This window comes from Sorangium sp. So ce1014 (genome assembly GCF_051521505.1).
GTDB lineage: Bacteria > Myxococcota_A > Polyangia > Polyangiales > Polyangiaceae > Sorangium.
On sequence record NZ_CP150356.1, the window covers coordinates 3,797,784 to 3,810,250 of the forward strand.

11 protein-coding genes are annotated in these 12,467 nt (G+C 74.0%); 2 read left to right on the forward strand and 9 right to left on the reverse strand.

Features of this window, described 5'->3' with window-relative positions; genetic code table 11:
- Positions 1-19: 19 nt before the first annotated feature.
- The 3 genes from WME75_RS14495 to epmA all read right to left on the reverse strand — a co-directional run bounded on the left by WME75_RS14495 (position 20) and on the right by epmA (position 2,387).
- Positions 20-412 carry a DUF423 domain-containing protein gene (locus tag WME75_RS14495; RefSeq protein ID WP_437490826.1) on the reverse strand — a complete coding sequence of 131 codons (393 nt, stop codon included), beginning with the start codon at positions 410-412 and terminating at the stop codon, positions 20-22.
- Positions 413-552: 140 nt separating this feature from the next.
- Entirely contained in the window at positions 553-1,104 is a 552-nt protein-coding gene (locus WME75_RS14500) for a hypothetical protein (protein WP_437490829.1), read from the reverse strand.
- Complete coding sequence (gene epmA, locus WME75_RS14505; RefSeq protein ID WP_437490831.1) at positions 1,101-2,387, reverse strand: EF-P lysine aminoacylase EpmA; 1,287 nt, start codon at positions 2,385-2,387, stop codon at positions 1,101-1,103. The genes WME75_RS14500 and epmA overlap by 4 nt, the downstream gene beginning before the upstream one ends.
- Before the next feature lie 223 nt (positions 2,388-2,610).
- On the opposite strand from epmA, the gene WME75_RS14510 reads away from it, so the two are divergent.
- Positions 2,611-4,875 carry a hypothetical protein gene (locus WME75_RS14510; RefSeq protein WP_437490834.1) on the forward strand — a complete coding sequence of 755 codons (2,265 nt, stop codon included), beginning with the start codon at positions 2,611-2,613 and terminating at the stop codon, positions 4,873-4,875.
- A gap of 130 nt (positions 4,876-5,005) precedes the next feature.
- Positions 5,006-5,956 carry an alpha/beta hydrolase gene (locus WME75_RS14515; RefSeq protein WP_437490837.1) on the forward strand — a complete coding sequence of 317 codons (951 nt, stop codon included), beginning with the start codon at positions 5,006-5,008 and terminating at the stop codon, positions 5,954-5,956.
- A gap of 141 nt (positions 5,957-6,097) precedes the next feature.
- On the opposite strand, the gene WME75_RS14520 is transcribed toward WME75_RS14515, so the two are convergent.
- The 6 genes from WME75_RS14520 to WME75_RS14545 form a co-directional block, all read right to left on the reverse strand.
- Positions 6,098-6,541 (reverse strand): hypothetical protein, encoded by a 444-nt coding sequence (locus WME75_RS14520; RefSeq protein WP_437490840.1) that lies wholly within the window; start codon positions 6,539-6,541, stop codon positions 6,098-6,100.
- Between the two features lie 44 nt (positions 6,542-6,585).
- Positions 6,586-7,242: a CDP-diacylglycerol--glycerol-3-phosphate 3-phosphatidyltransferase gene (gene pgsA / locus WME75_RS14525; RefSeq protein ID WP_437490842.1), complete on the reverse strand. Its 657-nt coding sequence runs from the start codon at positions 7,240-7,242 to the stop codon at positions 6,586-6,588.
- Positions 7,232-8,935 (reverse strand): tetratricopeptide repeat protein, encoded by a 1,704-nt coding sequence (locus tag WME75_RS14530; RefSeq protein WP_437490844.1) that lies wholly within the window; start codon positions 8,933-8,935, stop codon positions 7,232-7,234. The genes pgsA and WME75_RS14530 overlap by 11 nt, the downstream gene beginning before the upstream one ends.
- Positions 8,936-8,972: 37 nt before the next feature.
- Entirely contained in the window at positions 8,973-9,698 is a 726-nt protein-coding gene (gene hisA / locus WME75_RS14535) for a 1-(5-phosphoribosyl)-5-[(5-phosphoribosylamino)methylideneamino]imidazole-4-carboxamide isomerase (RefSeq protein WP_437490846.1), read from the reverse strand.
- 65 nt (positions 9,699-9,763) lie between these two features.
- Positions 9,764-10,753 carry a hypothetical protein gene (locus WME75_RS14540; RefSeq protein WP_437490848.1) on the reverse strand — a complete coding sequence of 330 codons (990 nt, stop codon included), beginning with the start codon at positions 10,751-10,753 and terminating at the stop codon, positions 9,764-9,766.
- A gap of 76 nt (positions 10,754-10,829) precedes the next feature.
- A complete protein-coding gene (locus WME75_RS14545) occupies positions 10,830-12,434 on the reverse strand; it encodes a serine/threonine-protein kinase (RefSeq protein ID WP_437490851.1) in 1,605 nt (534 codons plus the stop codon).
- Between the last annotated feature and the right edge of the window lie 33 nt (positions 12,435-12,467).

Consider the following 12,467-nt stretch of genomic DNA (forward strand, 5'->3'; position numbering starts at 1 on the left):
GGCGCTGGGCCGGGGCGCCTCAGCCCTTCGCGAGCCCGAGCGCGGCCACCGCCACCGCGCCCCAGCCGGCGAGGAGGAACAGCCCGCCGATCGGCGCGACCACGCCGAGGACGCGGACGCCGGTCAAGGTCATCACGTAGAGGCTGCCGGAGAAGAGCAGCACGCCGGCCGCGAAGCAGAAGCCGGCGGTGGTGGCCGCCCCCCCGCCGGTGCGCGCGGCGAGGTGGGCGGCGAGCGCCAGCGCGAGCGCGTGGATGAGGTGGTACAGGGAACCCGTCTGCCACCAGGAAGCGCGCAGCGCGCCGTCCGGGAGCGCGTCCAGCTTCTCCTTGAGGCCGTGAGCGCCGAAGGCGCCGAGCGCCACCCCGAGGAACCCGTAGACGCCCGAGAGCAGGAAGAAGAGCCGTTCCATATCGGGCGCGGAGCTTAGTCCATGACCGGAGCGCGTCACGAGGCGCGCTCGACCTCCACGCGACCGCGACGGGCTCGCGTCGACCTTCGAGGTGCAGGAGGACGGCTCGTCGACATGGACGAGCGGGAGCGCGAGGCGCGTCAGCCGCCCTGCGCCGGCCGCCGCGGGAAGATCGTCTCCCGGATCTCGGCGGTCGACGCGCCGAACTGCGCCGCGAGGCGGCCGAGGACGAGGCGGTTCAGCCGGCCGTCCGGCGGCGTCTTGACCGCGATCACGAAGGCGGCGTCGACCGCCACGCCGGCGTGCCTCGCCGCCCGCTCCGCGAGCGCCGCCGCCTCGCTCCCGGAGAGCTCCTGCCGCCGCGTGACGCGGATCTTCACGTAGAGCGCCGCCCGCATCAGCGTGTGATAGCCGTGTATCCACGCCATCCAGCGCTCCTCCGCGCCCCCGGCGAGGGCCCGCGCCAGCGCGTCGTGGCGCCGCTCGATCTCGTCGAACGGCAGGTTGTCGAGCTCGTTCAGCGCGCCGGGGAACTCCCCCGCGAGCGCGCGGAACACCTCCTTGGCCGGGATCGCCTCGCCGGCCGCCCGCGCGCGCCGGAGCTCCGCGAGCGCGCGGTACTTGCGGGCGAGCTGCGACAGGACCTCCGGCGAGAGGCGCTCGCCGCCGTCGGGGGGCGTCGCGGCGCTCACAGCCAGCCGTGGGGGAACGCGAGGACGTCGCCGATCGACGCGGCGCCGAGGCACAGCGCGACGAGGCGATCGACCCCGAGCGCGTTGCCTGCCGCCGGCGGCATCCCCTCCTCGAGCGCGTCGAGGAAGCGCTCGTCGATCGGGTAGACCGGCTTGCCCTGGGCCGCCCGCGCCGCCTGATCGGCGAGGAGCCGCGCGCGCTGCTCGACCGGGCAGGTCAGCTCGCCGAAGCCGTTGCAGAGCTCGACGCCCGCGACGTAGAGCTCGAACCGCTCGCACACCCGGGGATCGCCCGGCTTGAGCCGCGCGAGCGACGCGAGCGGCGCGGGGAAATCGACAAGGAACACCGGGTGGGGCAGCGCCGCGATCGCCGGCTCCACCTGGTCCACGAGCAGGCGGAAGAACCGCTCCTCGTCGCGCGACGCGAGCGCGATCGCGTCGTCCGCGGGCACGCCCGCCCACCGCGCGAACGCGTCGCCGACCGAGATGCGCGGGAACGGCGGCGTGAGGCGCACCTGCCTGCCGGCCGCCGAGAGCGTCCCGTCCGCGTCGAGCGCGGCCGCGACGCGCTGCACGATCGCCTCCGTGTCGGCCATCACGTCGTCCACCCCGGCGAAAGCGCGGTACCATTCGAGCATCGTGAACTCCGGGTTGTGCCTGTCCCCGAGCTCCCCGCGCCGGAAGCAGCGCGCGAGCTGGAAGCAGCGCGGGACGCCGCCCGAGAGCAGCCGCTTCATCTGGTACTCCGGGCTCGTGATCAGGAACGTCGGGCGCGCCGCCTCGACCGCGAACGCGTCGAGGTGCAGGTCGAGCCCGGGGGAGGGGACCATGCTCGGCGTCTCCACCTCGAGGAACCCGCGCTCGGCGAACAGCGCCCGCACCGCCGCGAGCGCCGCCGCGCGCCGCGCGAGCGCCGCGCCGCGACCGCGGTGGATCGTCCGCTCGGTCTCGCTCGACGGCGGCGCCGCGGCCCCCGCGCGCCCCCGCGGCGGCCTCCGCGGCGCGATCCGCTCGACGAGCCGCGCCGCGGCGAGCGCGCCGTCGGCCGGCGCCCCCTCGACGACCGCGAGATCGCCGGCCTCGAGCCGCGGCGCGGGCGCGCCCTCCAGCGCGACACGCAGCGCGCCGAAGGCGTCCCCGAGCACGACGGCGCCCTCCGCGACCTCGAGCACGCGGCCGCCGACGCGCACCCTGCCGGGCAACGTCGCACCGGCGGAGGCGATGTCGCTCGGAGCGAACGTCGACGGGAACCCAGTCAAGAAGTTTGTTTCGGGGAGAGTCACGGGATCCTGCGCCGGGTGTGCCGGAGACATAACACGCATGTTGACCCAAGACGTCAGGCAAGGAGCCAACCGCCACTACAACTTGTTACTTTTCCGAGAGAACGCCGCGTGGCGCCTCCTTGATGACCCAACGTAACTCGATACGTTGGTCGCGCTCGTCGGTCCGGCCCCGCCGCGCCTCACGCGAGCGCCGCAAGCAGAAATCCAGCCGGAGAAAAGAACCATGAGACGACAGCTGATCTTGCTTCCGTTGACCGCGCTCGCGACTCTCGCCGCTGCGGGGTCGGCTGCCGCGTCCGACTGGCACACCGTAGCACCGGGCTCGCCCGCCGCGGACCTGTCCTTCCTCCGCACCACCAGCGGCGCGCGCGGCGCGGCAGAGACGTATCTGAAGCACGCGGCTTCCGAGCTCCGGATCGAGGGCCTCTCGCTGGGTTACGAGAACGAGCTCCAGGACGGCGATCACCGCACCGTCCGGTTCGCGCAGTTCCACGCCGGACACCCCGTGCTCGGCGGCGCCGCGGCGGTCCAGGTCGCCCCGGAGGGCCGCGTGGAGGTCGTGGTGCTCGACGTGGCGCGCGGCCTGTCGGTCCCGACGGCGCCGAAATACAGGGAGGAGGCGGCGCGGAGCGCGGTCGAGGCGACCTACGGGATGACGCTGGCGGAGCGGCCGAGCGCGGCGCTCGCGGTGTTCCCCGAGGCGGAGACCGGCGGCAAGCTCGTCTGGGTCGTCGATGTCCGGTCGGAGCTCGGCGGCGAGCGCTTCCTCGTGGACGCGCACGCCGGCAAGATCGTCCACCGGCGGTCGCTCGCCGTCCACGCGCGGGGGCGCGTCTACCCGATCAGCTCCGCGGTCACGCCGCAGCTCGAGGATCGCGAGCTCGTCGGCCTCGACGCGGCGGACCCTCAGACCTTGAGCGGCTGGAACGGCAACTTCAAGGTGGCGAACTACGTGGATGGCGACCTCGTGGGCGGCGTCTCGCTCACCCTGGAGCAGAGCGTCGGGCCGAACGCGGGGGAGGACTTCCTCTACGATCCGCCGACGAGCGTGGACGACGTGAAGGACCAGTTCGCGCAGGTCGGCGTCTATTACCACCTCACCCGGATGCGCGATTACTTCACGAAGGCCCACCAGCTCGACATGGGGACGCCGGGCTGGAAGCTCGTCGCGGTCGCCAACATGCTGGAGTCGGGCCGGCCGATGGACAACGCGTTCTTCTCGCCGCAGGGCACGGAGGCGCCCTTCCGCGCGCCGAACCTCATCGCCATCGGCCAAGGCTCGTTCTTCGACTTCTCGGACGACTCCGACGTGTTCCTCCACGAGTTCACCCATTACGTCAGCGCCAACGCGATCGGCTACAACGATGGCCAGTTCGCCGTCAACGAGTACGGGCTCTCTCCCTGGGCCGGCAGCATCGATGAGGGCATCGCGGACTACTTCGCCTGCACCGTGAACGGCGACCCCACGCTCGGTGAGGCGTCGCTCGCGCCCTTCGGCGCGGAGCGCGATCTGTCGGACAACGTCAAGAGTTGCCCCGACGATCTGGTCGGCGAGGTGCACGAGGACGGCGAGCTCATCGGCAGCCTCGCGTGGTCGTTGCACGACAAATTCGGCGCCGAGCTGGGCGACAGGCTCGTGTGGAGCGCGCTGACGCTGCTGACCCGCAACGCCTCGCTCGGCGACTTCGCCAAGGGGCTGAAGAGGGCGGCCGACAAGCTGGTGAGCACCGGCGAGCTCACGGCGGCGGACGCCAGCGCCGTCGAGGCGCTGATCGAGAGCCGCGGCCTGGACGACTGCGAGGAGGTGCTCGACCTGAGCGGGGGCAAGCTGCGCAGGACGCAGATGTTCGGCATCGACTCGCTGGTCTACGGGGCCGGGGGGTCCTGCACGGAGTGGCGCCGGCAGCTCAGCCTCCAGAGCCTCTTCCACTTCAAGAGCACGCCGGATCGGACCGCGAAGGGCATCCGCTTCACCGTGCAGCTCCAGCCCCAAGGCGGCGATGACCTCGAGTGGAGCATCTACGTGAGGACCGCCCGGCACGTCGGCTTCACGCCGGGCGACATGCTGCCGGAGGCCACGAGCTACGATTACAGCGTCGAGGCGATCACGGACACGTACGGTGAGATCGTCATCGACGAGAAGTCCGATCCGCCGTTCGATCCCACGCAGACGTACTACATGGTGATCGGTCACGGGAACTGCCCGGTCACCGCCGTCACGGTGGAGAGCGCCGATCTCGGGGTCGAGCCGCCGCCGGTCGATCCCGATCCGGTGGACCCCGTCGAGCCGGAGCCGGAGCCCGGCGCGACCGGCGGCGCGACGCCGGATCCGATCGACCCGGCCGAGGAGACGCCTGCAGCGGGGTGCGCGTGCCGCGCCGCCGCGCCGAGCGCGCCCCTCGCCCCGTGGACGGCGCTCTCCGGGGCCGCGCTCGCCGGAGCGGCCGTGCTCAGGCGCCGCGTGCGCGCGCGACGGACGCAGGGCTGAGGCGACCGCGCGGCGTGGGAGGTGGTGCGACGCGCCGGCGCGCCGCACCTCGCGGCGCCTGCCCCCTACCGCGAGGGGCGGGCGCTCGGATAGAGTGAGGCCTCCCCCTCGTCTCCACACGGGAGCGCCCATGCCTCTTGATCCCAAGTCCCAGGTGCTGCTGGACATGCTCTCGGGACCGCCGATCTTCTCGGTGCCGGTCCGCGAGGCGCGCGCCGCCGCGAGCCAGCTCGCCGCCGCGATGCCGGCCAGCGAGGCGGTGGGACGCGTCGAGGAGCGCGCGATCCCGGGCCCGCTCGGCGACATCGCGGCGCGGATCTACTGGCCCGCGGGCGCGACCGCGGGCGCCCTGCCGATCGTCGTCTACTTTCACGGTGGCGGCTGGGTGCTCTGCAACCTCGACACGCACGACGGCGTCTGCCGCTCGCTGACGAACCTCGCCGGCTGCATCACGGTGTCTGTCGACTACCGCCTCGCCCCCGAGCACAGGTTCCCGGAGCCGCTCGGGGACTGCCTCGCGGCGGTGCGATGGGTGGCCGACAACGCCGAGCGCCTCGGGGGCGATCCCGCGCGCGTCGCGGTGGCCGGCGACAGCGCGGGGGGCAACCTCGCCGCCGCCGTCGCGGTCGCGTCGCGCCAGCATGGCGGTCCGGCGCTCGTCCACCAGGTGCTGTTCTACCCGGCGCTCGACGCGCGCTGCGACATGCCGTCGTGCCGGTCGCTGAGCGAAGGCTACATGCTCACGGCCGCCGAGATGCGCTGGTACTGGGACAGCTACCTCACGAGCGACGCCGACCGGGAGAACCCGCTCGCGTGCCCGCTGCGCGCGCGCGACCTCGGGGGGTTGCCCGGGGCGACCGTGATCACCGCGGAGTACGATCCGCTGCGGGACGACGGCGAGACGTACGCCGCCCGCCTGAAGGAAGCGGGCGTCCCCGTGGAGCTCAAGCGCTTTGACGGCGTGCTCCACGGCTTTGTCCTGGTGGCCCCCCTCGTCGATCTCGCGCAGGGCAAGGAGGCGCTCGCCTTCGCGGGCGCGTCGCTGCGGCAGGCGTTCGCGCAGCCGGCGCCTCGAGCCTGAGGCGGCCGTGTCGCGCGCCGGGAGCGGCCTGCCGGCGGAGCGAGACGCCCTGACGAGGCGGGCCAGGACGGGCGGCGCACGGCGCGGAGCGCTCGTGCGCCTTGCTTCCGTGGCCGGACCGCGGCGTCCGCGTCCGCTGCGCTAGCGTCCGCCGTTGCCGCCGGAGCCGCCGCTGCCTCCGGCGCTGCCGCCCTCGCCCGCCCCGCCGTCGCCGCCGGCGCCCGCCCCGCCGTCTCCGCCGGTGCCCGCCCCGCCGTCTCCGCCGGTGCCCGCTCCTCCGCCGGCCCCTGCACCGCCCCCCGTGCCGCTCGCGCTGGTCGTCGTGGTGCTCGTCGTCGGATCCTGGGTGGGATCGCAGACCTGCGTTATCACGCCGGGCCTGCAGCAACGGTGTTGTTGCTGCTGCTGGCCGATACCCGTGCACTGGAGGCCCTCCGCGCAGTCCTCGTTGCCGTTCGCGATTTCGCAGGGCTCGCCCTCTTGCTGGTCGCTGCAGCTCGCGGCGGAGGCGACGAACGCCGCGGCGAGCGCGGCCAGGAGGAGCGCGGGGCGCAAGGCGTTGCGCGATGTCTTCAGGGCTTTCACGCGCGCTGGTCTAGCAGAACCAGGCGGGCTTGCCTATTGCCCATCTACGGCGGAGGAGCCGCCCGGTTCTTCGCGTCGATGGCGTCGATGAACAGGCCCATGTACTGCGCGGCGCTCGTGATCGAGAAGACGAGCGATAGATAGATGAGCAGCCGGCCAACGTGCACCACGTCGACCTCCCCGAAGTCGACGCCGAGGTGGATGTGGTACGGGTAGCCGAGGATCAGGCAGACGATGCCGATCATCTGCAGCGCTGTCTTGATCTTCCCGCCGTCGCCCGCCGCGATGACGAGCCCCTCCGTCGACGCGATCGAGCGGAGCGCCGTGATCGTGATCTCGCGCGAGATGAGCAGCACCACCGCCCACGCCGGGATCCGGCCCATCGGGACGAGCCACACCAGCGTGGCGGCGACGATGAGCTTGTCGGCGAGCGGATCGAGGAACTTGCCGAGCACGCTCACGAGGCCCTGCCGCCGCGCCAGGTAGCCGTCGAGCATGTCCGTGATCGCCGCGAGCGAGTAGACGCACGCGGCCCAGAAGCAGTCCCGCGGCGCGCCCCTCGAGAGGAGCAGGAGGACGGCGGGGATCATGAGGACCCGCGCGAACGTGAGCAGGTTCGGGACGTTCTTCGCGTCCTCCCAGAGCGTCCTCCGCCGCTGCGCCTTGATGCCCCGCAGGGACGTGCCCGCGCTAGCGACCATCGACGAGAACCATCCCCTCTCCACCGAACGTCACGAAGCCCTGCATCCCTCCGGGCGCCTCGGCCGCGGGCAGCGTGCGCGGCAGGAGCCGGCCCATCCACCCGAGCACCGCGGTCGCGCGCGTCGACGTCGGCCGCGACGGGGTGATCTCCAGCGCCGCGGCGCGCTCGGGCACCGAGATCACCATGTGGCCGCGGCCGCGCAGCTGCACCATCGCGACCGCCTCGCCGTCGCCGGCCGGCAGGCGGCCGTTCTCGTAGCCGATCGGCAGCTCGAAGCCGACGAGGACGTCCTCGCGCAGGTAGATCGGCTCCTCCCCGAGCGTCACGGCGTGGAGCCGCCGCCCCTCCGGCGCGCCGAGCACGAGCTCGCAGCGCGCGGCGATCTCGACGAAGGGCGTGCTCGGTCCGCCGAGCGGCTCGTCGAAGATGCGCCCGCGCGCCTGCCGCTTCAGCACGTGTGTGGCGGTCCCGGGGTGCATGCTCATCGTGCGCAGCGCGTCGAGCCGGACCACGAAGCCCTTCGTGGCCTGCACGAGGACGACGCCGCTCGCGTGCCGCGCGACCGCGACGTCGCGCGGGAAGATGAGCTGCCGCTCGCGCGCGACCGCCAGCAGCGTCTCCGGCGGCTGCACCGCGAGCGGCGTCGTGGACGGCGGCGGCGTGCCAGGCGCCACCGTGGGGGGCGGAACCGACGAGCGCGCGGCGGCCTTCCTGCTCGCCGTCCCCGCGTCCCCGGTCGCGGGGACGGCGACCGTGAAGCGGCCCGTGATCGAGTGCTCCTCCGGCGCCATCGAGCCGCGGCGCACACCGGGCGCAGCGCCCCCTGCGGGCGGCGCCTGGACCGCCGGCATGGACGGGACCGTCGGGGCCGCGCCGCCCCGCGGGCCAGGCGCTCGGGACGCGCCGGCCGCGCTCGCCGCGCGGCTGTCCGCCCCGAGGCTCCGGAGCGACGGCGGCGCCGGGATGGTCGGCATCGTCTCGCGGCCAGGCTCGATCGCCGACCAGGTCCCGGAGGGAATGCGCGGCAGATCCGAGTCGTGCCGGAAGCCCGCGCTGGCGCGATCCAGCGCCTGCACCGCCTCGCCCGCGGCGCGCTGCACCTCGGCCCTCGCCTCCGCCCTCGCTTCGGCCCTCGCCTCGGCCTTGGCCTCGACCGGCGGCTGGTCCTCGGTGTCGGGCGGCTCGACCGGGTATCTTCCCGTGGCGCCGCTCGTCATGTCGAGCAGGCGGCGCGCCATCGCGTCATGGCCGCCCGCCGCGAACGCGTGGCTCGCGCGCTCGTAGTCGCCCATGCGCTGGAACGCGAGCCCGAGATACCCCCAGGCGCGCTGGTGCTTCGGGTTCTGCTCGAGCGCCCTCTCGAGCTCGGAGCGCGCCTGCGCGGGCTGTCCGGTCTTGAGGTACGAGAGCGCGAGGTTGATGCGCGGCTCGACCGCGTCCGGGTGGGCCTGGATCAGCCGCTCATAGATCGCGATCGCCCGCGGATAGAGCCCCAGCCGGAAGTAGACGATCCCGAGGAGGTCCTGCCCCTTGGGATCGCTCGGCTGGAGCGAGAGGGCGCGCTCGAGCTCCGCCTTCGCGGCGTGGACCCGGTTGTCCTGCAGGAGCTCGCTGCCCCGGTGCAGGTGGAACAGGAACTCTTCCGCTGCGACTTCGCGGGTGGAAGGCCGGGGGTCGTCGCGCTCGGGCATCGTCGGGTGGAGCGTACACGAAAACGCACACGCGCCGTCAGGCGCTCGCCGCCTCGATCGCCTCGGCGAGCGTGAAGGCCCCCTCGTAGAGCGCGCGGCCCACGATGACGCCGGTCACGCCCGGGATCTGCGCGAGCGCGCGCAGATGAGCCAGCGAGCCGACTCCGCCGGAGGCCAGCACGGGGAAGCCGCACGAGCCGGCGAGCTCACGGGTGGCCTCCAGGTTGGGGCCGACCTGCGTCCCGTCGCGGGAGACGTCGGTGTAGAGGAGCGCGGCGATGGGGGAGCCGGCGAGCGCGTGGGCGACGTCGAGGGCCGTGACGGAGGAGACCTGCTCCCAGCCCTGCACGGCCACGCGCCCGTCCTTGGCGTCGACGGCGACCACGACGCGCCCCGGGAAGCGGCCGGCGAGGTCGCGCACGAGCGCGGGATCGTTCACCGCGGCGGTCCCGAGCACGATGCGATCGGCGCCGAGCTCGAGGTAGCTCTCGGCCGCGGCGGCGGAGCGGATGCCGCCGCCCACCTGCACGCTGCCTCCGTCCACGCCGAACGCCGCGACGACGGCGCGGACGGCGTCGGCCTGCACGGGGCGGCCGGCCCGGGCCCCTTCCAGGTCGACCACGTGCAGCCGATCGCAGGCGCGGCGGAGGCGGGCGGCGAGCGCGGCCGGGTCCTGGTCGTAGACGGTGACCTGATCGTAGCGTCCTTGATGGAGGCGCACGGCCTGGCCTCCGAGAAGATCGATGGCGGGGATGAGCTGCACGCGGCGGGTCTAGCGCGCCTCCGCGCCGGCGGGTAGAGGCGGCGAGGGCGCGCGCGGCCGCCGCGTCACCACGCCCCGCTCGCCCCGAGCACCACGCCCTGCGGCCCGGCCGCGAGCACCCCTGCGCGGATCCGCCTTGACGTCGCGCCGACGGTCGGCTCGCGCTGCGCCGGCTCGGTCAGGTAGAGCACCGCGGCCGCCCCGAGCCCGGCCAGCCCCACGCCGAAGCCGATCGTGCTCACGAGCCCCGTGGTGCTCGCGCTGTCGGCGGCGTCCATCCCGGCCTGATCGCAGGCCGTCTCGTCGCTCACGCCGATCCCGCTGCCGCAGTGCTTCTCGACGACGCTCTTCTTGCCCAGCGTGAGCGCGCCCGTGACCCCGCCGATCACGAGCCCCGCCACGCCGACGCCGCCGGCCACGACCATGGCCGCTCGCCGGCCCGAGAGGCCGCCGGCGGGGGGCGCCGAGGCGTCCTTCACCTGCAGCTCGACCCGCTTCTTCTCGCCCTGGGCGAGCTGGATCCGCGTCTCCCAGACGGGCCCTCCCGGCGCCTGGGTCGACACGACGTGCTCTCCCGGCTCCGCCGGCGCGCCCGCGAGCGCGGCGCTGTCCACCACGCGGCCGTCGCGCTTCACCACCGTCCCTGCGGGGGCGCCCGGCGGCAGGGCGAGCGAGAGCTCCGGCACGAGCGGGGCCAGCTTGTCGTGCTCCTGCCTGGCCACCTTCGGTCGCTCCCCTTGCCGGCTCTTCTGCTCCGGCGTCAGCTGATCGACCTGCGCGAGGTACTCGCCGAAGTGCGTGAACGCGGCGGCGATGTGGCCCGAGCGCGACTCGCAGATCGCCAGCGTGAAGAGCGCCCCCAGCTTGGGCTCGATCCGATGGCTCTCGGCGATCGCCTTGCAGCCCGTCTCGTACCGGCCTGCCTCCATGTCGGCGAGGCCTCGGTTGAAGAGGGCCTCCGCCGCCGCGCTGTCCTGCGCCGCGGCGGGGGCCGCGACGGCGAGCGGGCAGAGGATGAGGGCGAGAGGGGCAATCCGGCGCAGGCATCGTGTCATGTTCTGGCGCATCCACAGGGCGAGAGATCGGCCGGCGTGGGTGAGGGGGAGGCCGGCATCGCGGCGGACATGGATCTCAATCCCGTCCGAGCAAGGGGACCTTGGGGCGCGTCGAGGAGCCCCGTCGCTCGCTCGTGGCTGGCCTCGGTGGAGCGCTCGCCGGCCGGCGCGGGGCTGGGCCCGCGACGGCGCTCGCGCTGGCGCTGGGGGTGGGCGCCGCGGCGTCGGGCGCCGCCGCCGAGGGCTCTGCCGCCGCCGAGGGCTCTGCCGCCGCCGAGGGCTCTGTCGCCGCCGGCGGCGTCGCGCTCGGCGCAGGGGTGACGACGACGCCCGCCGTGGCGGCGTCCTGCGCAGCGGCCTCCGGCGACGCGGCCACCGCCGGCTCGGCCCCGGCGCGGATCAGGAGCCAGCTCCCCGCGCCCAGCGCCCCGAGCCCGACGACGACCGCCGCGGCGACGAGCGGCGCCCGGCTCGGCCTCGCAGGGACGAGCGCCCCTGCGGGGATGGAGGTCATCGAGGTCTCCGTCATGGTCGCCGCGAGCGGCACGCCCGGCGAGCGGGCCGGGTGATCCGGACCGAGCGGGGCGACGCTCGTCATCGCGGGCGTCATCAGCACGGGCGCTGTCATGCCGGGCGCCGGCATCCCGTGCGCGGCCGTCCCGTGCGCTGTCATGCCGGGCGCCGTCGAGGTGGGCGTCATCGTCCCGGGCGTCGGCGTGGCGAGCGCCGGCATGGAGGCGCTCGCCAGGGACCAGGGCGGAGCGCTCGGGTGGGGCACAGGTCCGCTGCCGGCCGCGGCGAAGCCGAGCACCTCGGAGAGCGCCTGCGCCGCCTCGCTCGCGGTGCGGAACCGCGCCGACGGGTCGACGGCCGCGACCCGGGCGAACCACGCATCGAAGGTCTGCGGCAGCAGCACCCGGTGCGCCATCGCCCGCTGCACCGGCGGCTCCTGCGGCCCGTGGACGACCACCAGCGCGAACGCGATCACGTCGCCGGCGCCGAGCGCCTCCGGGCTCCAGTACGGCGTGCCCACGAGCAGCGTGTACGCGATCATCCCGAGCGCGTAGATGTCGACGGCGCTGGTGAGCTGCGTGTCGACGCGGAACTGCTCGGGCGCCATGTAGAGCGGCGTCCCGAGGCTCCGCGTGACGCCGGCCGCGTTCCCCCCCTCGGCGAGCAGCTTCGCCACGCCGAAATCGAGGATCTTCATGCGGGGCGTCCCGTCGTCCCGCTGGGTCACGAACAGGTTCTCGGGCTTCAGGTCCCGGTGGATGATGGATGCGGCGTGGGTCCGGTCGAGGGCCGACCCGGTCTGCTGGAGGTACGTCGAGACCTCGCCGGGCGGCAGCCTGCCGAGGCGCTTGAGGCGCTGGCCGAGCTCCTCGCCGCGGAGCAGCTCCATCACCAGGAACGGCATCCCGGTCGACTCGTCGATGCCCGCGTCGAAGACGTCGACGATGTACTCGCTCTCGATGTCCGCCGTGATCTGCGCCTCGCGCTTGAAGCGGCCGCGCATCTCCTCGCTCTGGAAGAGGTACGCGTGCATCACCTTCAGCGCCCGGCGGCGGTTTGTCTCGATGTGCACCGCCTCGTAGACGGATCCCATCGCGCCGACGGCGAGGAGGCGCACCACGCGATAGCGGTTCGCAAAGACCGTTCCGTCCGCGAGCGTGGCCGACACGGCGGGAGGGTCGCGCGCGACGGCGGTCGCGTC